Source organism: Bacillus sp. PS217 (assembly GCF_037963535.1).
GTDB classification, from domain to species: domain Bacteria; phylum Bacillota; class Bacilli; order Bacillales; family Bacillaceae; genus Bacillus; species Bacillus subtilis.
The window spans coordinates 2518618-2540981 of sequence record NZ_CP150157.1; the positions used below are offsets into that span (position 1 = coordinate 2518618).

The 22364-nt window shown below is 39.8% G+C and carries 26 protein-coding genes and 3 pseudogenes; 5 read left to right on the forward strand and 24 right to left on the reverse strand.

Annotation, left to right across the window (positions count from 1 at the left end):
- Positions 1-3: 3 nt before the first annotated feature.
- Both NSQ83_RS12960 and comEA read right to left on the reverse strand, forming a co-directional pair.
- Positions 4-573 carry a ComE operon protein 2 gene (locus NSQ83_RS12960; RefSeq protein WP_003229978.1) on the reverse strand — a complete coding sequence of 190 codons (570 nt, stop codon included), beginning with the start codon at positions 571-573 and terminating at the stop codon, positions 4-6.
- Between the two features lie 66 nt (positions 574-639).
- Entirely contained in the window at positions 640-1257 is a 618-nt protein-coding gene (gene comEA / locus NSQ83_RS12965) for a competence protein ComEA (protein WP_198878617.1), read from the reverse strand.
- An 83-nt stretch (positions 1258-1340) separates the two neighbouring features.
- On the opposite strand from comEA, the gene comER reads away from it, so the two are divergent.
- Complete coding sequence (comER, locus tag NSQ83_RS12970; protein WP_014480313.1) at positions 1341-2162, forward strand: late competence protein ComER; 822 nt, start codon at positions 1341-1343, stop codon at positions 2160-2162.
- 65 nt (positions 2163-2227) lie between these two features.
- Here the strand turns inward: comER and NSQ83_RS12975 are convergent, their stop codons facing one another.
- Genes NSQ83_RS12975 through NSQ83_RS13010 form a run of 8 tightly spaced genes read right to left on the reverse strand, consistent with a single transcriptional unit; the run spans position 2228 to position 7239 of the window.
- Positions 2228-2971, reverse strand: a complete 744-nt coding sequence (locus NSQ83_RS12975; protein ID WP_198878616.1) for a class I SAM-dependent methyltransferase — start codon at positions 2969-2971, stop codon at positions 2228-2230.
- Positions 2968-3324 carry a ribosome silencing factor gene (gene rsfS / locus NSQ83_RS12980; protein WP_014480315.1) on the reverse strand — a complete coding sequence of 119 codons (357 nt, stop codon included), beginning with the start codon at positions 3322-3324 and terminating at the stop codon, positions 2968-2970. The genes NSQ83_RS12975 and rsfS overlap by 4 nt, the downstream gene beginning before the upstream one ends.
- A gap of 17 nt (positions 3325-3341) precedes the next feature.
- On the reverse strand, positions 3342-3902 hold the full coding sequence (gene yqeK / locus NSQ83_RS12985; RefSeq protein ID WP_014480316.1) for a bis(5'-nucleosyl)-tetraphosphatase (symmetrical) YqeK: 561 nt from the start codon (positions 3900-3902) through the stop codon (positions 3342-3344).
- Positions 3892-4461 carry a nicotinate-nucleotide adenylyltransferase gene (locus tag NSQ83_RS12990; protein WP_004398676.1) on the reverse strand — a complete coding sequence of 190 codons (570 nt, stop codon included), beginning with the start codon at positions 4459-4461 and terminating at the stop codon, positions 3892-3894. The genes yqeK and NSQ83_RS12990 overlap by 11 nt, the downstream gene beginning before the upstream one ends.
- A gap of 11 nt (positions 4462-4472) precedes the next feature.
- On the reverse strand, positions 4473-4763 hold the full coding sequence (gene yhbY / locus NSQ83_RS12995) for a ribosome assembly RNA-binding protein YhbY (RefSeq protein WP_003226133.1): 291 nt from the start codon (positions 4761-4763) through the stop codon (positions 4473-4475).
- Complete coding sequence (gene aroE, locus NSQ83_RS13000; protein ID WP_076458133.1) at positions 4757-5599, reverse strand: shikimate dehydrogenase; 843 nt, start codon at positions 5597-5599, stop codon at positions 4757-4759. Before aroE ends, yhbY begins: the two co-directional genes overlap by 7 nt.
- Positions 5600-5616: 17 nt before the next feature.
- A complete protein-coding gene (gene yqeH / locus NSQ83_RS13005; protein ID WP_003229966.1) occupies positions 5617-6717 on the reverse strand; it encodes a ribosome biogenesis GTPase YqeH in 1101 nt (366 codons plus the stop codon).
- A 3-nt stretch (positions 6718-6720) separates the two neighbouring features.
- Entirely contained in the window at positions 6721-7239 is a 519-nt protein-coding gene (locus tag NSQ83_RS13010) for a YqeG family HAD IIIA-type phosphatase (RefSeq protein WP_003226126.1), read from the reverse strand.
- Between the two features lie 361 nt (positions 7240-7600).
- Here NSQ83_RS13010 and NSQ83_RS13015 point away from each other — a divergent pair, with 361 nt between their 5' ends.
- The gene (locus NSQ83_RS13015) at positions 7601-7741 is read left to right on the forward strand and encodes a sporulation histidine kinase inhibitor Sda (protein WP_003226124.1); all 141 of its coding nucleotides are present in this window, start codon (positions 7601-7603) and stop codon (positions 7739-7741) included.
- Between the two features lie 305 nt (positions 7742-8046).
- Here NSQ83_RS13015 and NSQ83_RS13020 read toward each other — a convergent pair whose 3' ends face one another.
- Entirely contained in the window at positions 8047-8778 is a 732-nt protein-coding gene (locus NSQ83_RS13020; protein WP_029317882.1) for an SGNH/GDSL hydrolase family protein, read from the reverse strand.
- 251 nt (positions 8779-9029) lie between these two features.
- Positions 9030-9782, reverse strand: coding sequence for an N-acetylmuramoyl-L-alanine amidase CwlH (gene cwlH, locus NSQ83_RS13025; protein ID WP_128993171.1), 753 nt, complete (start codon positions 9780-9782; stop codon positions 9030-9032).
- 186 nt (positions 9783-9968) lie between these two features.
- Between cwlH and NSQ83_RS13030 the strand changes: the two genes are divergently transcribed.
- Positions 9969-10595 carry a TVP38/TMEM64 family protein gene (locus tag NSQ83_RS13030; protein ID WP_038429330.1) on the forward strand — a complete coding sequence of 209 codons (627 nt, stop codon included), beginning with the start codon at positions 9969-9971 and terminating at the stop codon, positions 10593-10595.
- Between the two features lie 18 nt (positions 10596-10613).
- Here the strand turns inward: NSQ83_RS13030 and gnd are convergent, their stop codons facing one another.
- Complete coding sequence (gene gnd, locus NSQ83_RS13035; RefSeq protein WP_038429331.1) at positions 10614-11507, reverse strand: phosphogluconate dehydrogenase (NAD(+)-dependent, decarboxylating); 894 nt, start codon at positions 11505-11507, stop codon at positions 10614-10616.
- 251 nt (positions 11508-11758) lie between these two features.
- Here gnd and NSQ83_RS13040 point away from each other — a divergent pair, with 251 nt between their 5' ends.
- Positions 11759-12481: a hypothetical protein gene (locus NSQ83_RS13040; protein WP_010886572.1), complete on the forward strand. Its 723-nt coding sequence runs from the start codon at positions 11759-11761 to the stop codon at positions 12479-12481.
- A gap of 32 nt (positions 12482-12513) precedes the next feature.
- On the opposite strand, the gene nucB is transcribed toward NSQ83_RS13040, so the two are convergent.
- Positions 12514-12924, reverse strand: coding sequence for a sporulation-specific Dnase NucB (nucB, locus tag NSQ83_RS13045; protein ID WP_198878615.1), 411 nt, complete (start codon positions 12922-12924; stop codon positions 12514-12516).
- 195 nt (positions 12925-13119) lie between these two features.
- Between nucB and NSQ83_RS13050 the strand changes: the two are divergent.
- Positions 13120-13467, forward strand: a pseudogene (locus NSQ83_RS13050) (sigma-70 family RNA polymerase sigma factor); the annotation flags it as partial.
- 30 nt (positions 13468-13497) lie between these two features.
- Here NSQ83_RS13050 and spoIVCA read toward each other — a convergent pair.
- The 10 genes and pseudogenes from spoIVCA to NSQ83_RS13100 form a co-directional block, all read right to left on the reverse strand.
- Positions 13498-14958 (reverse strand): site-specific DNA recombinase SpoIVCA, encoded by a 1461-nt coding sequence (gene spoIVCA, locus NSQ83_RS13055; protein WP_223257626.1) that lies wholly within the window; start codon positions 14956-14958, stop codon positions 13498-13500.
- A pseudogene (locus tag NSQ83_RS13060) lies at positions 14916-15094 on the reverse strand (hypothetical protein). Before NSQ83_RS13060 ends, spoIVCA begins: the two are co-directional and overlap by 43 nt.
- 354 nt (positions 15095-15448) lie before the next feature.
- The gene (locus NSQ83_RS13065; RefSeq protein ID WP_004398596.1) at positions 15449-15868 is read right to left on the reverse strand and encodes a thioredoxin-dependent arsenate reductase; all 420 of its coding nucleotides are present in this window, start codon (positions 15866-15868) and stop codon (positions 15449-15451) included.
- An 11-nt stretch (positions 15869-15879) separates the two neighbouring features.
- Positions 15880-16920 (reverse strand): arsenite efflux transporter Acr3, encoded by a 1041-nt coding sequence (gene acr3, locus NSQ83_RS13070; protein WP_004398718.1) that lies wholly within the window; start codon positions 16918-16920, stop codon positions 15880-15882.
- Positions 16921-16942: 22 nt separating this feature from the next.
- Positions 16943-17383, reverse strand: coding sequence for an ArsI/CadI family heavy metal resistance metalloenzyme (locus NSQ83_RS13075; protein WP_003229954.1), 441 nt, complete (start codon positions 17381-17383; stop codon positions 16943-16945).
- 60 nt (positions 17384-17443) lie between these two features.
- Positions 17444-17761, reverse strand: coding sequence for an arsenical resistance operon transcriptional regulator ArsR (arsR, locus tag NSQ83_RS13080; RefSeq protein WP_004399122.1), 318 nt, complete (start codon positions 17759-17761; stop codon positions 17444-17446).
- 371 nt (positions 17762-18132) lie between these two features.
- The gene (locus NSQ83_RS13085) at positions 18133-18897 is read right to left on the reverse strand and encodes a YqcI/YcgG family protein (protein ID WP_004398670.1); all 765 of its coding nucleotides are present in this window, start codon (positions 18895-18897) and stop codon (positions 18133-18135) included.
- A gap of 313 nt (positions 18898-19210) precedes the next feature.
- Positions 19211-19681 carry a FixH family protein gene (locus NSQ83_RS13090; RefSeq protein WP_015714301.1) on the reverse strand — a complete coding sequence of 157 codons (471 nt, stop codon included), beginning with the start codon at positions 19679-19681 and terminating at the stop codon, positions 19211-19213.
- Between the two features lie 28 nt (positions 19682-19709).
- Positions 19710-21073 (reverse strand): annotated as a pseudogene (locus NSQ83_RS13095) (PepSY domain-containing protein).
- A 541-nt stretch (positions 21074-21614) separates the two neighbouring features.
- The gene (locus NSQ83_RS13100) at positions 21615-22208 is read right to left on the reverse strand and encodes a TetR/AcrR family transcriptional regulator (protein ID WP_015714302.1); all 594 of its coding nucleotides are present in this window, start codon (positions 22206-22208) and stop codon (positions 21615-21617) included.
- Positions 22209-22364 lie beyond the last annotated feature (156 nt).

Genomic DNA, 22364 nt, shown 5'->3' on the forward strand with positions numbered 1-22364 from the left:
TCATCACACGTAGCTCGTGAAAAGTGTATTCGCCTGTTCATGTATCTTTTTCAATTCTTCCTCCGCTAAACCGGCATCGGCCAATTTCCCTATAAGACCCGCTACAAATGAAAGCTTTTCTCTGTTTTTCAGATCAACGATCATTTCATCGAGTTCAACCTGTTCAACAGTTACACCCGCCTGTTCAAATAATTCCTGCGCATACGGATGTGTTTTGTAATCCTCAGCATAATAAACCGTTTTGATACCAGCTTGAATAATAGATTTGCAGCATTGAATGCACGGATAATGCGTCACATAAATCTCGGCTCCATCAGTCGGCACCCCAAACTTAGAGCATTGAAGAATCGCATTCATTTCAGCGTGAATCGTTCTTGCGCAATGATCATCTATCATTAAGCATCCTTCATCTGCACAATGTACACCGCCCGCGATTGACCCGTTGTAGCCTCCTGCTATCATGCGTTTGTCTCTGACTATAGTAGCGCCGACAGATAATCTCGGACATGTGCTGCGCAGCGCCAATAAATGGCTTTGAGCCATAAAGTATTGATTCCATGAAATTCGTTCCACGTTGTTCCCTCCAAATGTTGTGTTGCCTGACCTTTAGTTTACCTATCATAATGCATAACCGTCAAATCACTTTACTGTAATGGAAGACTTTATTTTCTCAAATGACTTTTCACCTATTCCTGAAACCTTAGTGATATCTTCAATTGTTTGGAAACGCCCGTTTTCTTCCCGGTATGCAACAATAGCTTCAGCTTTGGATGGCCCCACCCCCGAGATGCCTTGTAACTCCTCTAAGGTTGCTGTATTGATATTCACCAGCGGTCCCTTCCCTCCATCGCTTTGGACAGACCCTCCGGTACCTTGCTGCACTGCTGTTTCCTCTCCCTTTTTCGGGATGTACACCACTGTCCCGTCCTGCAGAATCTCGGCCAAATTTACTTGCGCTTCGTCTGCTTGTTCTTTGGTCCCGCCTGCTTTCTCAATTGCCTGAGATACTCTGTCCCCTGTACGCATTTCATAAACGCCTGGATGCTTAACAGCACCTTTGATGTCTATCACAATTGTTTCGCTTGACTCGTCGTTGTTTGCTTCCTGCTTTACCACTGTATTTTCTGTCTCTGTTGGTACAGCTTGCTTCACCGGCTCTTTATTTTTCCCTGTGGCCAGAAAGATCATAATCGCTGTGAAAACAGCCGCAGAAGCCGCTAAAATAATTGCTTTCTTATGCTGATTCAACCAATTCATCGTGCATGTTCCCCGCTTTCGTCATATTTTATTTTCATAACACATATGGTTTAGAGGATAATAGCTCAAAGGAGGGGAAACCATTGAAGATAGGCTTTATCGGCACAGGAAATATGGGCACGATCCTTATCGAATCATTTATTGAATCAAAAGCAGCCGATCCCTCAAACATGACAATCACAAACCGCACAATTGAAAAAGCGTTGCACATAAAAAACCGCTACAACAGCATAAACGTTACCGAAAGTCTCGAAAAGCTCGTTTCTGAAAACGAGATGATTTTTATTTGTGTTAAGCCGCTTGATATATATCCTTTACTGGCAAGAGCGTTACCTTATTTAAGAAAAGATCATATTCTCATCTCAATTACAAGCCCCGTTCAAACCGAACAGCTCGAACAATATGTGCCGTGTCAAGTGGCTCGAGTGATCCCAAGTATTACGAACAGAGCGCTGGCAGGTGTTTCTCTCGTCACTTTCGGCACAAGCTGCGGCGAATCTGCAAAAACGAAAATCAATGAGCTGATGCAGCATATCTCTCATCCGCTGCAAATTGAAAGTGACATCACCAGGGTTGCATCAGACATCGTAAGCTGCGGCCCCGCTTTTATGAGCTATCTGATTCAGCGGTTTATAGATGCAGCTGTTTCGGAAACATCAGTGTCTAAACAGGACGCGATTTTGATGTGTAAGGAAATGCTTGTCGGAATGGGAAAACTGTTAGAAACCGAATTGTATACCCTGCCTGCATTACAGGAAAAGGTTTGCGTTAAAGGCGGTGTAACAGGAGAAGGCATTAAAGCGCTGGAAAGCGGTGTGCAGGATATGTTTCACCGGGTATTTCAAAATACTCATATGAAGTACGAGGAGGATATTTCCGCAGTGAAAAAGCAGTTTCATGTGTAGACGAGTATGTCATACGTTCGTCTGTACTGCAAAAGCATAAAAAAGCATTTTAAAAAACCATCGTTTTAGGAAACGATGGTTTTTGATTTCTGCGCCTTGAAAAAGAGGCGTTCTGATTGTGCTGATGGCTCGGTATCCGTAAAATCAGCTGTCACGCGATGGAGCTGAAAGCCGCAGTTCTTAAGCATTTCTTCGTATTCTTCCACCGGGAACGTTCTTTGCTCGTGTGTCTCATCAAAACGATCATACGCTTCTCCGTTCCACACAAAAAACGACATATCATGAATGACAGAAAGATCGCCACTTCCGGCAAAGCTCTGCCAAATATAGCTGATATCTTCGTCCTGGTCAGCAAATGTGCTATCCGGAAAGACTTCCGCAATTTTATAAGATGAATGAACATCAAACAACAAAATGCCTTCAGGCTTTAATACCCGAAATACACTTTTAAAGGTTTCGATCACATCATTTTTTGTTTTTAAATAATTTAATGAGTCACAGCATATCACAACAGCGTCAAACTGACCGTCAAAACCGGTAATCTCTCTCATATCCTGCTGAAGAAATAAAATAGGCTGGCTACTCGATACCTTTTGCTGGGCGAAAGAAAGCATCTCTTCGCTGAGATCGATGCCTGTAACCTCGAAGCCTTTTTCGGCAAGCCGGATGGAGATTTCCCCCGTGCCGCATGCCAGATCGAGAATACGGCCTTTTTCCGGGAGAGATGCTTCAATCCATTTTGTCCATTGATCGTAAGGCGCGTGTGACATTAACTCGTCATACACGCTTGCAAAGCCTTGATAAATCATTGATTCATTCCAAGATCAAGATCTGCGAGTGGAGCGTCTCCCCACAGCTTTTCAAGGTTGTAGTAGCTTCTTTCGTCCTTGTGGAAGACATGGACAATCACATCGCCTAGATCAACGAGAACCCATCTTGCTTCATCAAAGCCTTCCATCTTTTTGACTTGAATGCCGTTTTCATCAGCTTGATCCTTGATTTCACGGGCAATAGCCTGTACCTGTTTATCTGAATTTCCGTGGCAGATCAGAAAATAATCAGCAACCAGAGAAATACCTTCCATATCCAGTGCTAAAATATCCTCTGCCCGTTTATCATCGCAAGCCGCAGCTGCGATCTTTAAAATGGACTTTTGGTTCATTCACAAATTCCTCCTGTTCAGCTGCCAGACACAAGCCAGTTATACGTTAAAAATGTGTCTGGAAAAACCGGTTGATTTTTTTTCATAAGAAAAACCATTGTATTTTTAATGGACTGAATCAGCGCTTGATTCAAATCTGTCTCAGCAAGCTTACGCACCTCATCGACACCGGGAAATGCCCGGTTTGGCTCAATGTAATCGGCAACGTAAATGACTTTTTCTAAAAGTGTCATGCCGGGGCGCCCTGAGGTATGATACCTAATGGCGTCAAGAATGTCTTCATCTTGAACCCCTGCCTCTCTTTGGACCAAATAAGCGCCGACCGGAGCGTGCCAGAGCTCCGGATTATGATCCAATAAATGCGCAGGCATTTTTTCACGCGCAATAATTTGTTTCATTTCTTCTTTCGGGCGGAATTTGGCGTAATCATGAAAGATTGCCGCTGTTTCCGCTTTTTTAGAATCGGCTCCAAAACGCTCCGCAAGTTCGATCGCCGTGTTCATCACGCCAACCGTATGGATATATCGGTGTTCGGTCAATTGCTGCTTCACGCATGCAAGTGCCTCCTCACGATTCATATAAACCATTCTCCTCTACATACTTCTTCACTTTATCAGGGATTAAGTAGTCAGTGGGCTTCTTGCTTTTAAACCGTTCCCTTATCATAGTTGATGATACCTCAAATTCCGGAACGTCTGCAAAGAGAAGCGGATAAGGGGTTTCAACATGAAAACCGGGGCGCTTTACTCCAATAAATTGAATGAGGTTCAGCAGCTCGTCCAGCTTATACCATTTCGGCAAATATTCAATCATATCAGCGCCGATAATAAAGAACAGCTGATCATTTGGATAACGCTGCTTCAGTAAAGAAACGGTATCAAAGGTATATGATGGCCCTTCTCTTTCCATTTCAACAAGCTCCAGCTTAAAGGACGGATTAGATTGAATTGCAAGCTTTAGCATTTCCACGCGATGAAAGCTGTCGGTATAGTCTTCGTTCTGTTTATGCGGCGGAATTTGATTAGGCATAAACCAAATTTCATCAAGCCCCGCCTGGTACAGCACCTCATTCGCCATTAAGAGGTGACCATTATGCGGAGGATCAAACGTGCCTCCGAAAATTCCGATTTTCTTCATTTCAACCACCTTTAAGGAAGCTCGATTTGTTTATTTTCCTTTGATTCCTTATATAACACAATCGTATTGCCGATTGTCTGCACCAATTGAGAGCGGCTTCCTTTTACAAGAGCTTCCGCTACATCGTTTTTATCCTCTTCGCAATTCTGAAGCACGCTGACTTTAATCAGCTCTCTCGCTTCAAGCGCCTCAGCAATTTGTTTAATCATGTTGTCGTTTACTCCGCCTTTACCTACTTGAAAAATCGGCGTTAAATGATGCGCTTTTGAACGCAAAAAACGTTTTTGTTTACCTGTTAACATTCTGTTCCTCCTAATTTTCCTATTACAATGGATCTCATTTTTTCAATATCAGGCTCTTGTCCAGTCCACAATTGGAAAGACAATGCTGCCTGTTCAACAAACATGCCCACACCGTCGAGTGTTTTCAAGCCTTTTTGGCTTGCTTCCTTTAAAAGGGCCGTCTGTATTGGATTATACACGATATCACATACGACGGCACTGCTCGCGGCACGCTGTAATGAAAGCGGCACATCGTCCACGTTCGGATACATGCCCACAGACGTTGTATGGATGATAACATCATACTGCTCAAGACGTTCTTCTGCTTCTTTTATGCTTAATACTTCTTTATTGTGAAACGAGGGAGTAGCTTCTGTAAGCCGCTTTGCTTTTTCTAACGTCCGGTTGCAAATGTCAAATTTTTTCGGGGTATTTCGGACAATTGTTGTAAAAATGGCTCTCGCCGCTCCGCCAGCGCCGATCATTAAGAATGACAGTTCAGAGATGGGCTTGTCTAATACCTTCATTAATGACTTCACGAAGCCTTCCCCATCGGTATTGTATCCGACAAGCTTATCTCCCTCTCTTCTGACCGTGTTTACGGCACCGAGCACTTTTGCACTCTCATCAATATGATCCAGATAATCCATAATGGAAACCTTGTGCGGAACAGTCACATTGATTCCTTGTACGCCTAGAGCTCTTATTCCTTTTACCGCATCCTCCAGATCATTCTCTTCTACCTTGAAGGCATGATAATGTCCGTCAAGCCCGAGGTCTTTCAATGATGCGTTATGAATATCAGGTGACATAGAATGGCCAATCGGATTTCCGATAACCCCGTACAGCTTTTTCATACTCCTCTCCCCTTTTCTTAAATTAATGAACGCCGAACAAATACATGAACGCCTTTTGGCGCGTATGCAGTTACCTTTTTATCGGCGTCATGGACAGTAACCCAGCCTAACCCAGAGAAAACGATATCTGTCTTTTTGTCTTTTATCGTAAACGTATGGGCGACCAATTCCGGAAACTCATCCATTTCATCTTTACCCGGAGGTGTGAGCAATTCCCCTGCATGCTTTTCATAAAGCGCGTCTGCATTTTCAAGTTTTGTTCTATGAATCATCAGTTCATTCGGCATATAGCAAATAAAAGGAGATCTTTCCCCAGACACATAATCAAACCTTGCAAGTCCGCCAAAATACAGTGTTTGCTGATCATTAAGCTGGAATGTGCGAGGCTTCAGCTCCTTTTTAGGAGATAATATTTTCAGATCCTTTTTATTGACATAATGCGCCATTTGATGGTTGTTGATAATTCCCGGTGTATCATAAAGCGATGAACCGTCATCCAGCGGGATTTCAATCGCATCAAGGGTTGTGCCAGGAAATTGGGATGTTGTAATAATATCTTCTTCACCTGACACTTCTTTAATAATCCGGTTAATAAAGGTTGACTTTCCTACATTTGTACATCCGACAACATAGACGTCTTTTCCGTTGCGGTAATGCTCAATCGCGTCAATTACTTCTCTGATTCCCTGGCCGCGTCCCGCACTGACCAAAAATACGTCAACCGGTTTTAAGCCAAGCTCTTTCGCTTCACGCTTCATCCATTGGATCAGACGCTCTCTTTTCAGTGACTTAGGCAAAATATCCGCTTTATTGCCAACTAATAAGATAGGGTTTCCCCCCACCAAGCGCTGCAGCCCATTAATCCAGCTGCCGTTAAAATCAAAAATATCAACAATTTTTACGACAAGAGAGTCCGTTTCTCCAATACCGTGAAGAATGTTCAAAAAATCATCATCAGTTAAGGAGACATCTTGTATTTCATTATAGTTTTTCAGTCTGAAGCACCGCTGGCAAATCACATTTTCTTTCGTAAGCGATGCAGGCGGCGCGTACCCCAAACCTGTTTTGTCCTCGGTTTGGATCGTAACTCCGCACCCGATACAAACAACCTTTTCCATTTCTTACTCCTCCCACTGAATGTGCCCTTTTCGTTTGAGAGCACTCAGTATTCTGCGTTCGACCTGGCGGTTAAAGCGCGTAATGAATCCGTCAGAGGAAGCGACTGGCACGACCAAAATCGTATGGTAGCCGTTTCGGTTTCCCCCGAGTACATCGGTCAGCAGCTGGTCTCCGATGACAACGCAGTCCTCTTTTTTCAGCTCCATATTGCGCACCGCTCTATTAAAGGCTTTACCCATCGGTTTTCTGGCTTTATAGATGAATGGGATTCCAAGCGGTTCTGAGAAAAGTTTCACTCTTCTTTCGTTATTATTAGAGACAATTGTCACTTTAATGCCGTGTTCCTTCATTTCTTCAAACCACTCGATCAATCGCGGCGTCGCGTTCGGCCTGTCCCATTCAACAAGCGTATTATCCAGGTCAGTAATAATTCCTTTTACATTTCGTTCCTTTAATTTCTCAGGTGTAATATGAAAAATATTTTTTACAAACTCGTCAGGTAAAAAAAACTTTTTTAACAAAACCCGCACCCTTCCCTTTTTCTTTCTTTCAAAATGATTGTCGAAAAAAATCGAACTTGCGCCTAAAGAAAAACTGAGCAAAAAAATTTCGACAAAAATTGGGTTTCTTCACCAGGTGTGGATAAATTTACACACACTATCCACTCTTATTACATCACTCTTTAGACAAATTATAAACACGATACTCACAAGTTATCCACTTTTTGGTGTGGATAACAGAACGATTGTTCTTATATGCATTTCATGGTAGATTAAAGATAACTTCAACCTCAGATGAACGCAACTTATCATTGTATGCGTTAAAATCATGAATGATTCCAACTTTTAAGGAGGTGCCTCTCCCATTAATTGGGTTCCTAGCATGAGAAAACTGTCTGATGAATTACTAATAGAATCTTATTTCAAAGCCACCGAAATGAATTTAAACCGTGACTTTATCGAGTTAATTGAAAACGAAATAAAAAGAAGATCGCTCGGACATATTATTTCCGTATCTTCTTAATAGGAATTTGTCTATTTTTTCCGGGCGTATTTCCTTTTTTTACTCAGATGACTGATATTATATCACTTTGGCTGCGCGCTTTACTACTATTTTCAGCAAAAAACACCCCTAAAAAGAGGTGTTTTAAAGGGCCGGTTATTATGCTAACCAGTATATGCCGCCCACAACCAGGAGAACAACAACTAAAACAACAATAAAAGCGTATCCATATGCTCTGCCTGCGCCATACATGTGAAGCGCCTCCTTAATAAGGTTTTATAACAGCCTATGTAGGAGAAATAAATCGGACTAGGCGGTTGTCCGGCTCAACGCTGCAGGATCTGCCCATCTTGTATTCCTTCATATACGATCCTTGCCCCTTTAGGTGTCATATGATTTCCAGAAGGATCTATTAAACCAGATTGGATAAGCGCTTCATCAGTTGCTTTTCCGCCGTCTGCTTCTATAAAATGCTTCCAGTTATCTACAAGAGGGACATCCAGGCGCTTCGACACATCTCTTGTAATATCGTTATATGAGTTGTGCCATTTCCTTGCTCCGCCTTTTGGTTCAAAAGCAGCTGCTTGATATCTGGAATAGTAAAACAGATGATGCTTCCCATTACCTTCTATAATTGGGATACACGTCATTAAGATAGGCTTGATTCCGTGTTTTCTGCTTTCTTTAATAAAATAAACCAGATTTTCTCTAAAACGCTGCTTCGACACTCTCGGTTTCCCCTCAGTCAGTATGGCAGCGTCATTGGTGCCGAACATAATAAACAAATACTTCGGTTTTTGATCCAGCACATCTGTCTGAAATCGGAGACGGGCATCCTCTGTCGTCTGTCCGCCGATTCCCGCATTGAGTATATCAAGGTTACCGCGCTCAGCTGTTTTTAATATATTGACCCACTGCTGTGCTTTTGGATAATCGCGATAATCCCAATTAGAGCCACGCGTATTGCTGTCACCAAATGCTACAACGTCTTCGTATCCCCTTCCCTCGCATCCTGCTGTAACGAACAGCAGAAGGAAAAGGATGATAAAATGTTTCATCTTTACACCCCCAAAAGCCTCACCTTAATGTTATACCTCTGTTTCTCTTCGTTCAATGAAGAGTTTTTCGCTATCACTGTTTTTTCCTATAGTTAACGTGTCCCCCTCAGTGAATATCATTCTGCTTTCATTGCGGCGCAGCTGATGATTTTTTAAAATTCCCTTCTTTCCAATCTGAAAAACACACAAACCAAAGAAAAGAAAATAACCTGAATCCGCACTGGAAACAGGTTATCCGTTAAATCCTGCATTTACTTTAACTTCGATTTAAGCTTGGCCTTTGTTTTTGGCCCATAAATCCCGTCTGCAGTTAATCCGTTCATGAGCTGAAAACGCTTGACGGCATTCGCTGTTTTCGGTCCGTAAACTCCATCTATGCCATTGTTTTTGGCTCCCTTATCAGGGTAAAAGTGAAGTGCAGCTAAAGCCTTTTGCAGCTGGAGAATGTTTGTGCCCTTTCGATAAGGCGAAGTGAGCTTTATAACCCCAGACGGCAGAGGATATGATGGTGAAGATTCTTTTGGAGGTGTATCCGAGGAAGAAATTCCGTTTATAAAAGAGTTCCAGTGGTCCAAGAGTTTCCGCGGACATTCTTTCCCGGACCATTTTTTGTGGGGAACAACACGATGTAACGGAATATTGTTTTCCTTCATCAGCTTTCTGATCAGCCACTGGGCATTTGATGTTGCTTTTTCAAAATCGCCGTCAGCATTTTCGCAGATTTCAATCCCGATCGATTTGCGGTTTCCTGTCCCGTTTGTACCGTCTCCCGCATGCCAGCCGTTTTCATCTATCGGGAGATGCTGATAAATGACTGAATCGTCAACTGTAAAATGCCAGCTTTCGGATGTGCTCGGGTTTTTCACAAAATTGGCGTGCATTTTCGCATCAGCGCCTTTTGCTGTATTCGCTGTATTATGCACCGTAATATAAGCAGGCGTCATAGAATAGCCAGGACGATTATTATTTGATAGCGGTATAAAATCCTTTTTTATGGTTACCATTTCTATCCCTCCCTATTATTAAGAATGCAGAAAACAGAGAGATGGACAGCCTTTTTTATGAGGTAAAAAAGAATTGTGTTCTTAACCTGGTTTTCAGTTGAACAGCTGAAATGGCACCAGTTATACTAATTTAGATGACGGAGGTTTTGGCTCCTAACATCACCTAAGTTGGGAGTGACCATAGACATGTTAAAAAAAGTAATAGGTATACTTGTGATTATCGCTATCATTGCAGTCGGTTTTTTTCAGAAAGAAGCTTGGCTTGATGCAATCAAAGCAGGAGGGATGTTTTCCGTTTTATTTAGTATGTTGCTGATTGCTGCCGATGTTTTTTTCCCAATAGTGCCGTTTGCTTTGGTTGCTGCTTTAAATGGCGCAGTGTTCGGGACTGCAAATGGAATTTGGATTACACTGACCGGCTCAATGCTTGGTACAATATTGCTGTTTTTTCTCGCCAGGTACAGTTTTAGAGATTGGGCCAGAAAAAAAGTTCAGGCCTATCCTGCCATACAAAGCTACGAGGCTTCCTTCAACAAAAACGCTTTTACCGCTGTTTTATTAGGAAGGCTGATACCTGTCATACCTTCACTTGTAATGAACGTGATCTGCGGGCTGAGCCAGGTTCGCTGGCATGTTTTTTTCTTTGCGTCTTTAATAGGGAAAATCCCCAATATTGTTGTTGTCACTATTGCAGGTGCCAATTTCACCAGCAATAAATTATTGTCTATCAGCATTTACGGTACATATATTCTGATCATCATGCTGGTCATTTATAAAAAGTTCCCTCATCTTCTGAAGGTGCCAAAAAAATAAGGAGGCTTGTTGGCCCCCTTACTTTTTTTCTGTCGCATGGCCTCCAAATTCATTTCGAAGCGCAGCAACCACCTTTCCTGTAAACGTATCGTCTGTTAAAGAACGGTATCTCATCATTAGTGACATGGCGATGACCGGCGTTGCCGTCTGCAGATCAAGCGCGGTTTCCACCGTCCATTTTCCTTCACCTGAGGAATGCATAATGCCCTTGATCTGATCCAGTTTCGCATCCTTAGCGAAAGCTCGCTCAGTCAGTCCCATAAGCCAAGAACGAATGACAGAACCATGATTCCACACTCTGGCAACCTTCTCGTAGTCAAAATCAAATTGGCTGTTTTCAAGCACTTCGAATCCTTCACCAATCGCGGCCATCATTCCATACTCAATTCCATTATGGATCATTTTTAAAAAATGTCCGCTTCCCGCTTCACCAGCGTATAGATAACCATTTTCGACGGCAGTATCACGAAAAAGCGGTTCCACAATCTCCCATGCTTCATGATCGCCCCCCACCATAAAACAGGCTCCATGCCGTGCGCCTTCCATTCCGCCCGACGTTCCGGCATCGAGATAATGGATACCCGCTTCTTTCATTTGATTGTAGCGGCGAATTGATTCTTTATAATGAGAGTTTCCAGCTTCGATAATCATATCGCCTTTACTTAATAAAGGTGATACATCACGCAAAACAGCATCGACAATGCCATGCGGTACCATAACCCATAGGATACGCGGCGGGTCTAATAAAGAAATGAACTCTTTAAGATTCGTTGTCCCCTCAGCCCCGTATGCTTTCAGTTCATCAACAGCCGCTTGATTTACATCATATCCAACCGCTTGATGATTGCGGTCAATGAATTGCTTTCCTATGTTTATGCCCATTTTCCCTAAGCCGATTAATCCGATTTTCATATCTGTTCCTCCTGATTGTCTAAAAAGCCTTTACTCTTTATGTTCCCTTTGGATTGTATTGTGATACGCAGAAAACAAATGGGGCTTACATCGTATGCGCATGTAAATTTTATTTTTCATGACTGACTGTGCCTGCCAGTTCTATTACTGAATCTCTTTATATCCATAATTATCACTTTATCCTTGATTTACCATCAGTTTAAGTTAAAATATGGGAAGGTATTCGATTTTTTTAGTAAAAAGAAGGTGACATGTTGCAGAATCAATCTCATACTCTTATCGGAGTTACGAAAACCGCTGTATTCTTTTTATACGCTGCACTTGCAATCATCGGTTTTGCAATCGGGTATTTTATTCCGCAGATTGCGAAATGGGCATTATCCCTCCCCTGGATCCCTCTTGAAGGACCGCTTCGGCTCATTACCTCTTTTCAGGGATCTACAGCTTCATTTATCACTGCTCTTCTCGGTATGTGTGCGGGGATTTGGTTCGCTCATTCTGTTATTGCAATGCTGCTGTCTGTCAAAATTACAGATCACACAGTGGAATTCATCAAAGGAAAAAAAGTGCAAACAATTCATTCCGATGACATCGCTCTTGTATTTATGGATCACAAACGGCTTGTCCTCCTGGGAACAGCCGGATATGAATTGGTACGGGAAGAAATTGATGAAAAACCAGTAAACGTTGAGAAGGCCTTTAGACAGCATCATTACGAATGGGCAACAGATGGTGATCCGTTTAAAGATCAATTTCGCCGATGGATTCCTGATGCACCAGACCTATCGCAAGGCGCCCATGCCTTATTAAAAGCTCGTCACAAAGCGCTGCAGGACGAAGAAAAAGACGATATTGAAGAATTCCGTCTCGAACTGGCACAGCTGGGCATCGTTGTACGGGACGAAGGCACACGCCAATATTGGCGAAAAGCAGAAACCTATCCCCCGAAAATTCAGCTCGGCGAAGGATTGTAACAACAGAGGCTCAAGAAAGAGCCTCTTCTTTATTACTGCACATTAAACAGCACTCTGGTGCCGTCAGGATAGCTGCTCATTTGATTCCCTACCCACGAGCCGGCGCCGCGATTATCAGAAGGCGTCACATATCGGACATCAGCCCCTGCGCCGCCTTCCTCGCAGACAGCCATCGGCCACTCATCCCGGTCATAGCCCGGCTTCGTCGGGATTCCCTTTAAAGATTCCTCCCGCCTTTTGTCTGCTCCATCTCTATCAATGGTACAAATATCTGGATGTCCCTCTGCAATCGCATCCCTAATATGACTGCCGGTTTCCGGATAACGAGACAGCGGAAAATATAACACTTTGTCATACGAAGATGCGCCTTGGATCTGCTGCGGAACCATTAAACAAAGAAGAACTGCTGCAGCAAGAAACAGGCCTGCCATCCATTTTTTCATTCCCATCCCCCCATACCTTTGTTCATTTCAATGTATGGGCGCTTGATAAAGATTATTTTTAACATTTGAAGTTAGTATGCTGCTTACAAAAGCCGGACTCCCCCGCGAGAAATTTCCCGGTACAGACACAGACAGCCTCCCGGTCACATACATTTACATATAGGCTTTTGCCTACATACTTTTGTGGAGGTGACGATGGTGACAGGTGTTTTCGCAGCGCTCGGCTTTGTTGTTAAAGAGCTTGTCTTTTTAGTATCTTACGTGAAAAACAATGCCTTTCCACAACCGCTCTCAAGCAGCGAGGAAAAAAAATACTTAGAGCTCATGGCTAAAGGGGATGAACATGCCAGAAACATGCTGATTGAGCATAATCTTCGCTTGGTCGCCCATATTGTGAAAAAATTTGAAAATACAGGTGAGGATGCAGAGGACTTAATCTCCATCGGAACGATCGGGCTGATAAAAGGAATTGAAAGCTATTCCGCTGGTAAAGGGACAAAGCTGGCGACGTATGCTGCGAGGTGTATTGAAAATGAGATTGTAATTACAAAAGGGGGGTGCATACACCCCTCTTTAATACGTTTCAATATATATGGTGTCAGAATCCACAATGGTAACTTCTTTCACGATAAAGTTAACAATTGTTTTTTTATCTTCAAGAGTTAAGTTATCTGCACCGATTGATTGAAAATAGTCGATGGCTCTTTTTAGAGCATTTTCACTTGAGCTCGTATCATCTAGGACTTTCATTTTTGACTGGATTTCGTTACACTTTTCAGTAAGCTGATTTTGCTTTTTTTGCAGTTCAATAATTTGTGCTTTGATTTCATCTATGTCTAAATCATCGTCATCGCTTAGGCTGATTAGCGTTAAAAGACGCTTGCGGCCTTTTTTTGTTTTCTCTATCTCTTTTTCAATAAGTTCTAATTCATCAGACAGGTGATTTGATTGTTCAGCCTCTTTAAAAGAAACATACTTTTGAGGATTTGTGATGAATTTAAAAATTTCACCCCATACATGCCGGTTCAATTTATTCTCAGACATTTCTTTTCCGCAGCCGCGGTCCTTTGCGCCAGAATAATTTTTCCGGCAAGTATATACATAGTAGTCTTTACCATGTGATTTTCTTTTCTTCCCTGTCATGGTATTTCCGCATTTTCCGCATCTAACCAAACCCGATAACAAGTAATTGTGAGGGCTGATACTCAAGTGTTTTCTTTTACTTTGACCTAAGAGTTCTTGAGCATAATCCCATTGTTCAGCTGGAACAATTGCTGGAATTGTCACAGTGATTTGTTCTTCTTCAGGCCTTATTTTAATTATAGATTTGTTCCCTGCCTGCTTTGAAACATAGGAACCCTCTGTATCATATTTATACTGTCTATGTTCACCCTTATAGGAAGAGTTCATTAATATTTGCCGAACAACCTGCCTGTGCCATACTTTGGCGCCTTTTTTTGTTTTAACCCCCATCTGAGTTAAATGTAGAGCAATACCATTTACTCTGCCGAAAAAAGGGCTTTTATGATCGGTGAAATAGTTAAAAATCATCCGAATGATTTTTGCTTCCTCTTCTAATATCTCAAGAGTTCTTTTCTCTTTAACAAATTTATAGCCATATAGTTTAGAATCTTTAATGATCATGCCTTTTTTCATTTTTTGAAGTCGGCCGCTTGATGTCCGTTCTTTGATTTTGGCTTTTTCAAATTCTGAGATTGCCCCGCGCATTGCGAAAAACAATTGACCTTCTGGAGAATTGGCGTATTCACCATTTACAAAAATCAAAGGTATGTTTCGCTTTCGCAATTCGTCATCAATGATTAGCTGATTCATTAATTTCCGAGAAAGACGGTCAGGATCGTAACAAATGACTTGACTTATAAGTCCCTTGCTTGCATCCTCCCTCAAGCGATTCAAAGCCGGACGTTCTAAAAGCTCTCCTGAAAATCCTTCATCTGCATACTTCAGCACATCTTTAGTCCCTGCTTTCTTTATACAGGCCTCGATTTGGCTGTCGATGCTCGATCCCTTGATCGCTTGTTCCTCGGTCGATACCCTTACATATATTGCTATCACCCTGAATCTCCTTCCTATAAAGTTTTATTAAATAATGATAGCAATCGTTAATGCATTTGTCAGCTTGCGGTCCCTCGATGATTATCACTTTCATAAAATGCATCACCCCTTGGGTAATGCTATGTAACAGCTGTTTGTCCAAATGAGGAGATTTTAAATTAAACTATAGTGTTATTAAACGTTTCAATGAATATGCAAAAAATTTAAAAAAAGTTGTTGTGACTTTTCTACACTCCTTTAGGTCCTCAATAGAAAAGATTTTATTTTCTATGCCTCAACATTCGCTTATTATAGTTTTCAATGATTTATTATTATTTGAGAGTACAATGGAGTAGTGTTTTTCATTGTTAGATAGTTAATGACATTTCACTGGTGTCAAGTTCGTATAGCTAGACATTAATAAAAAAAGGACACATATAAATATGCATCCTTTAACAAAAGAGTTTATTTATTTCCCTGTTTCAGCAAATTCCTTCAACCTATTCCCTATTTCATCACGAACTCTTTGGAAAAACGCCCATTTTTCTTCTTCTGTCCCTTGTGCTCTTGCCGGATCATCAAAACCCCAATGCTCACGTTTTACATGTGGAGGCGTCATCGGGCATTTATCAGCAGCATCTCCACAAAGCGTAACAACTAAATCAGCATTGTTCAGAATATCAGAATCGATTATATCTGACGTTTGATTAGAGATATCTATACCAACTTCCTTCATCGCTTTAACAGCATTCGGATTTAATCCATGTGCTTCTATCCCCGCGCTATACACTTTCCACTCATCACCTAAATATTGTTTAGCCCATCCTTCAGCCATTTGGCTCCGGCAAGAGTTCCCTGTACATAAAAAGTAAATGATTTTATTCTCCATATATTCCACCTCTACATCGAGTGACTTCCAAAGTATTTTCGTTGAAACCATAAAGCAACCTTAACAAGTGCTATCATGACTGGCACTTCTACAAGCGGACCAATTACGGCGGCAAATGCTGCACCCGAATGAATTCCAAATACACCAACAGCTACAGCAATCGCTAATTCAAAGTTATTGCTTCCTGCTGTAAAAGCTAAAGTAGTAGTTACAGCATAGTTTGCCCCGATTTTCTTCCCTAAAAAGAAGGAAACAAAGAACATTAAAACAAAGTAAATCAATAATGGAATCGCAACTCGGACAACATCTAACGGCAAGCTAACAATTACATCACCTTTTAAGGAAAACATGACGATAATTGTAAATAGCAAAGCAATTAACGTAATTGGACTAATCTTAGGAATGAACACTTTTTCATACCATTCTTTGCCCTTCACTTTTACAAAAATATAACGTGTCACCATTCCTGCAATAAAAGGAACTCCAAGGTAAATGAATACTGATTTTGCGACTTCTGCCATCGTAATATTCACTACTGCTCCTTCCATCCCTAACCATTGCGGAATAACTGTTACAAAAATGTAAGCATAAACTGAGAAAAAAAGCATTTGGAAAATTGAGTTGAAAGCAACTAATCCTGCCGCGTATTCCGTATCACCTTTTGATAAGTCATTCCAAACAATAACCATCGCAATACAGCGAGCTAATCCAATCATAATAAGCCCAATCATATACTCCGGTTTATCTGGCAAAAAGATGATAGCCAAAATAAACATGAGAGTCGGTCCGATGATCCAGTTTTGCACTAAAGATAAAATTAACACTTTAATATCTTTAAATACCCGTCCAATTTCTTCATATCGAACCTTTGCTAGTGGTGGATACATCATTAATACTAATCCAATAGCTAAAGGGATAGATGTAGTTCCTACTTGTAATTTGTTTAATCCACCAACAAAACTCGGAAATATAAAACCTAATCCTATCCCCAATGCCATCGCAAGAAAAATCCAGATGGTTAAATAACGGTCTAAAAAAGATAAACGTTTCATTACTTTATCCTCACCTTTTTTACTAACAGCAAGAGTTCGTTGTAATATCACTTGGCGGTGTTACACAACAAGAGGAGGAATCTTGTTTTTGAACCTCGCTGTTCGATTTGGTATAGAAAAATTCCCACTCGTTCCCATCTGGATCAGTAATCCAAAATTTATCTTGGACTGCATAACAACAAGTCGTATCCATTTCTTCACGTGCAAAAAACCCTTCTTTTTCAAGCCTTTTCTTGTGTTTCAAAACTTCTTCCAAACTATCTACTTGGAATCCAAAATGATTCACTTGATTTCCCTTCACCTCATCTGCGACATTTAAAGTGAAATTCAGTCCAGGAGTCTCTAATAGAAACTTTGCATAGTCTGTTTTTACTTTTACAGCCTTTACTCCAAAAACTTTTTCATAAAAATTGATCGATTTCTCTAAACTGACAACGTTAACCCCTACATGAACATATTTCATTTTAATTCCCCCTCTTATATATTAATCAAAAAAATTTGATATAATACCTAAAAAATTTTTTTAGCAGCAATCTCCTTCACCTTTTTTTCTAAATATACAACAAAGCTCTTCTGATAATAAACCATTTACTTCCTCATCATTTAGATCATAATAACTCCATGTTCCCTTTGTCTCTTTCGTTATTAAGTTGGCATCCAATAAAATTTTTAGATGATAAGAAAGTTTAGATTGCGTCACCTCAAAAATCTCAGTCAGATCACAAACACAGGTTTTTCCCCTTTGACAAAGTTCATACATGATCTCTAATCGTTTCTGATCAGCAAGAGCCTTAAATTTTTGTTCATATTTCCGTAGCAGTTCTGATTTCGTCTCATCCATTCATATCGCCTTCTTTAATCAATTTTTTTTGATGTATTTATTATACTCATGATTTTTAAATTAATGCAAGCAAATAAATCAATTTATTTTGATTAATTGTAAAACCCGCTAAAAGCTTGTGTAACCAGATAGAGGTTTTCCATTTTTATTATTTCCTCCATCGCTACTTTGCTACTACAGCAACGGAGATCATAAACGCTAATTTCTAATTTCAAGAAAAAAACATTAAATAATTTTTGTGAATATGTAGAATCGATAATAATTCGAGATAATACGTATTTAGTCAGAGCACACAGATTTATCATCAATTAAAACCTTATGTGAAGATATAAGCCATTCAATCCATCCTTCCACATAAGGTTTTAAACAATTTAATCAGACCTTTTCTTTTTGAATAAGTTCTTCATTTTCATAAAAGGGCATTGTGACACTTGATTTTCATCATCTCGCAAGAAGTACTGTTTCCACTCCAGATTGTCTTTTTTTCCATACCATCCTAAATGCGGATGGATAGGTACTTCATCATATGCCTCAAGCCTTTTTCGAATTTGCTTACTCATATTTCGTCCAAATGCAGTAGTATCATTTAGATCCTCAAAAACCCATCTAGGCTGAAACGTCAACATAAAATAAGGAAAACTTCTGCTTTTTCTTTTGCTGTGAGCCGGTGTAGCACACAGAACAAAATATGGTTCTCCATTAAAACAGTATTCCCATTGAAAGTTATCTGGATTTTCTGGTATATCATCTGGCCAATCAGCTGGATCTTCCATACTCAATGAATTGAGCAACTGCCAAAACAACGATTCGTAATCCTCAATTTTGTAATCAGTCAGTAATTCTTCTGGTGTATGAAATATTACAGTTAATGATGCATACTTTCCTGTCTCTCGTGAAATAGTTCCATACCGAGTAAGCAATGGCGCTAATTCCTTCGCAGTCTCGGGATTCCTAGGATCACCGACAAAAGCAATTCGCAGCTGGTCGCTTAAAAATGCTTGCCTTCCCGGTATACAAGGAAATTTATTTTCTTTATCACCTATTTTTTCATTCAAATAGTTAAACGAATCTAATTGCCAACCAGGTAGCGTTTCTTTAATTTTTTCAAGATCACTTTTAGCATATAACTCAGTCAATAAATCCACCTCCGAAGGCATTTATCATAATGTATTGCGGGAGCACGAAGGAGGTGAATGTCTAATTACTTTTTCATAAATCCGAATGAATATTAATTAAATGGTTAATGCTTTAATGGGTAAGTAGTATTTGCTTATCACAAAAAACAAAAATCCAGGTTTAAGTCTGCGTTTAGACGTTCATGCACACTCAGCCCTCAAAACGTATAACGCCGGACTTTCTGGATTTTTTTATTTTAACACCAACAAACGATCTTTAATTGAGTAAAAAGTAAACATATTGGTATTATCTCTAAAACAGTATGCACTTAGATTAGTGATGATTTTGATGCTCTTGATGCTTTTTGTTATCAGGTTTAAAAACGTTCTTGTCCTCTTCAAGTAGCTTACCGACTATAACCTGTCTGGTGGGCATTACATGTGCGTCTCTTGTTTTTACATCTGCTTTAATATTATATAAGCCATCATCAGTAAATGTCTTTGTAGCAACGTATATCCCATTGTTTTCATACTCAGCTTCTACCACTTCTAAATGCTCTTTATGATTTTCTTTCCATATCTCAAACTTTACATTCGTTGCATACTCTACTTTTTTTCCTTCTTGCGTCAGTTTCATTTTTAAATTTTGTTCTTTATTCTTTGATAGGCTAGAAGGTAAAATTATCTCTACATCAAGTTGTTTTGATTGTACATACTGGTCAGCAGCATTAGGATCAACAGTGCATGAAGTTAATAGGAGCATTAATATGATTAGGAAAAAGAAAGACAATCCTCTACTATTCAAATCGACCTCACTAATCAATCAATTTTTATTAATTTATTATGGTTTTCAACTTTGAAATCCTTTTAATGAGGAGATTATCAATTATCCAGACTAGCACAAGAGATATTCCTACCAAAGGGAATAGGACACCAAACATTATGATGATAAGTATTAGGAGTTTCATGGTTTTGAGTTCGGGAGATTTTGGTGCCCCTAACTTTCCGGCAGGTTTACGTTTCCACCAAAGAATAAATCCACTTATCCCAACTGCTACAATTCCAATACAGATCATTAAACCGATCAATTGGTTAACCAGTCCAAACTGTGTCCCTTTGTGAAGAGTTATTCCAAGAGCAATTATTTTTCCCATAGTGCCGTAGTTGTCATAACGATAATCTGCTAGGACAGCCCCCGTGTATTGATCTATATGCATCGTTGCCTCATCTTGTGCTTTGGGCGGAAAAACGGACATTGTATAAACTCCGTCAGTTTTTTGAGGAATGTAAATATCATAACCAGGCGTAATGTTTTGTTCTTCTGCAATCGTTACAACATCATCAATAGAAAGTTACTTGAAACAGGAACTTCTAGATTCTCAGCTGCCCAAGGGACATCGGCAACTTCTTTTGTTTGAGTTGATGTCGGAGCTTCTCCAACCCAAATAGATGGAGGATATCCGAATCCTGAATTTGTAGTTAATTGCTGAAATGTGTTTCCCCATAAACCAGACCATGGTAATCCCGTTAAAACCAAAAATAACATGCCTGCAGAAATCCAGAATGCAGGTACTGCATGTAAATCCCTAGTCAATATTTTCTTTCCTTTTGTAACTCTGGGAATCATGACACCCCGTACCTTCATTCTATTTCTGGGCCACCATAAATAAATACCGGTCACGATAAGTATTAGCGCCCAACAAGCTGTTAATTCCACAATTCTGTCCCCTGCTGTTCCTGCCATTAATTCACCGTGAAATTCTTCGATTTTATCCATTATTCGATTATCATCAGCAAGTTGCCCTATAATTTGCCCATTATGTGGATTAACAAACACAATATAGGAACTGTCTTTGGAAACAATACCCACTTCGGCAGATCGTTCTGGATGATCACTGGGTCTATATTTTATTATTTCAGCGTCAGGATACCTTTCTTTTATTGCTTCAAATTGTACTGATGGAGAGACTGTTTTTGATTCTGCCTGAACCTCGTATAGATCTTTGTATAAATGATTTTCGATTTGAGGCTTAAACAAGTACACACCACCTGTGACAGCCAATATAAGTAAGAAAGGCAAAAAGATCAAACCCGCATAAAAATGCCATCGCCAAACTGTCTGATAAAGTGAAGTTCTCGCTGTTTTTCTCTTAGAATATTCCTTCTTTTCAATTGCAGAATAATCTGATTTTAACATTTGTTTTCTCCTTTTTATTTTCTAAAACAAATTATTGTCTTATCACAAAGTCAATATTTAATGTTGTTACAAAAAGAAATGTGCAAGACAAATTACATAGCCCCTTCCTCATTCTCTCTTTTTAAAAAAATACTAAAGAGACCCTATAACAACAATACGATCATGTTAATATTTGTTAATTTTTGTTGAATTATGTTATTTCATAACAAAAAAAGACTCTTTTAAGGTCTTTTAAGATTTTACGCATAGGTTTTGTTTAGATTCCATTTTTTCAAACAAGAATAACCTTACTTTGGTGCAAGTCATGAAATCCTAAAGAAGATTTAATAAAACTCCAAAACAAAAAAGATACCAATATAGTTTGGTATCTTAAATAAAGTGAATGCTTATGAAGTAGTGAAGTCATTCATTATATGGTTTTAAGGCTAGCACTATAATCCTTGCTTACCTCAACGCTTGTTATACTTCAGGCCTCATTTCTGTTTTTATATTCGCTATATCTTTTTCTGTTACGTAAAGAGTAGAGATTGAACCAATAGAATTAAGTGAGCTTTAGAAGACTTAAAAAGCTCTGATAACAAATCTCTTTATAATATTCATGTGAATTTATATCTTCACTCATTAGCCATTGAATGAGCAATCCATCTACAATAGATCGCATTGTTTTTGAAGCTTTTTCAACATCTATACTTTGGTCAAATACTCCTGTTTCCTGTCCAAAAATAATAATGTTAGATGTGATGCCCCAGCACTGTTGATAAAAGCTATGGTTAATTTTCCTGTACGTTTCATTTCGGGTTGCCTGAGACAAGAAATCTAAATAAACCTTGTAAAACTTTTCATTTTCCTCGGGAGAGACAAATATTGAATTTACATAAGCTTTCAACTTATCCAGTGGCGTAGATTCCGAATCCACTGCTTTCAATTCATGTTTATAAATTTTATTTGTAATCCACTCAAGTAGTTGAGAAAGGGTATCTTCCTTATTATCAAAGTAATAATGCACGACGCCCTTACTAACTCCTGCGTGATCAGCAATACTTTGTAGTGTAACTGAATTATAACCTTGTGTTGACACAGCTTGGAAAGCTGCCCTTAATATCTGATTCTTTCTTTCTTCTGCTTTTTTCTTCATAATAAACCTCCAGAAAGCTAACCTTCAATTAGTATACAACAGTTCATGAAATCCACACAAAATTATTCTGACCAGACAAAATAGTTTGACCGGTCAGAATAATTGTGTATACTTAAAGTGGTTTCACATCAAGATAGCATATTGGAGGATTTATAA

Bases quoted from the DNA above. Each gene is read 5' to 3' on its own strand.
- comEA (WP_198878617.1), bottom strand. From the start codon at position 1,257: ATGAATTGGTTGAATCAGCATAAGAAAGCAATTATTTTAGCGGCTTCT.
- NSQ83_RS12975 (WP_198878616.1), bottom strand. From the start codon at position 2,971: ATGATTTATCAAGGCTTTGCAAGCGTGTATGACGAGTTAATGTCACAC.
- rsfS (WP_014480315.1), bottom strand. From the start codon at position 3,324: ATGAACCAAAAGTCCATTTTAAAGATCGCAGCTGCGGCTTGCGATGAT.
- yqeK (WP_014480316.1), bottom strand. From the start codon at position 3,902: ATGAATCGTGAGGAGGCACTTGCATGCGTGAAGCAGCAATTGACCGAA.
- NSQ83_RS12990 (WP_004398676.1), bottom strand. From the start codon at position 4,461: ATGAAGAAAATCGGAATTTTCGGAGGCACGTTTGATCCTCCGCATAAT.
- yhbY (WP_003226133.1), bottom strand. From the start codon at position 4,763: ATGTTAACAGGTAAACAAAAACGTTTTTTGCGTTCAAAAGCGCATCAT.
- aroE (WP_076458133.1), bottom strand. From the start codon at position 5,599: ATGAAAAAGCTGTACGGGGTTATCGGAAATCCGATTGGCCATTCTATG.
- yqeH (WP_003229966.1), bottom strand. From the start codon at position 6,717: ATGGAAAAGGTTGTTTGTATCGGGTGCGGAGTTACGATCCAAACCGAG.
- NSQ83_RS13015 (WP_003226124.1), top strand. From the start codon at position 7,601: ATGAGAAAACTGTCTGATGAATTACTAATAGAATCTTATTTCAAAGCC.
- NSQ83_RS13020 (WP_029317882.1), bottom strand. From the start codon at position 8,778: ATGAAACATTTTATCATCCTTTTCCTTCTGCTGTTCGTTACAGCAGGA.
- cwlH (WP_128993171.1), bottom strand. From the start codon at position 9,782: ATGGTAACCATAAAAAAGGATTTTATACCGCTATCAAATAATAATCGT.
- NSQ83_RS13030 (WP_038429330.1), top strand. From the start codon at position 9,969: ATGTTAAAAAAAGTAATAGGTATACTTGTGATTATCGCTATCATTGCA.
- gnd (WP_038429331.1), bottom strand. From the start codon at position 11,507: ATGAAAATCGGATTAATCGGCTTAGGGAAAATGGGCATAAACATAGGA.
- NSQ83_RS13040 (WP_010886572.1), top strand. From the start codon at position 11,759: ATGTTGCAGAATCAATCTCATACTCTTATCGGAGTTACGAAAACCGCT.
- nucB (WP_198878615.1), bottom strand. From the start codon at position 12,924: ATGAAAAAATGGATGGCAGGCCTGTTTCTTGCTGCAGCAGTTCTTCTT.
- NSQ83_RS13065 (WP_004398596.1), bottom strand. From the start codon at position 15,868: ATGGAGAATAAAATCATTTACTTTTTATGTACAGGGAACTCTTGCCGG.
- acr3 (WP_004398718.1), bottom strand. From the start codon at position 16,920: ATGAAACGTTTATCTTTTTTAGACCGTTATTTAACCATCTGGATTTTT.
- NSQ83_RS13075 (WP_003229954.1), bottom strand. From the start codon at position 17,383: ATGAAATATGTTCATGTAGGGGTTAACGTTGTCAGTTTAGAGAAATCG.
- arsR (WP_004399122.1), bottom strand. From the start codon at position 17,761: ATGGATGAGACGAAATCAGAACTGCTACGGAAATATGAACAAAAATTT.
- NSQ83_RS13100 (WP_015714302.1), bottom strand. From the start codon at position 22,208: ATGAAGAAAAAAGCAGAAGAAAGAAAGAATCAGATATTAAGGGCAGCT.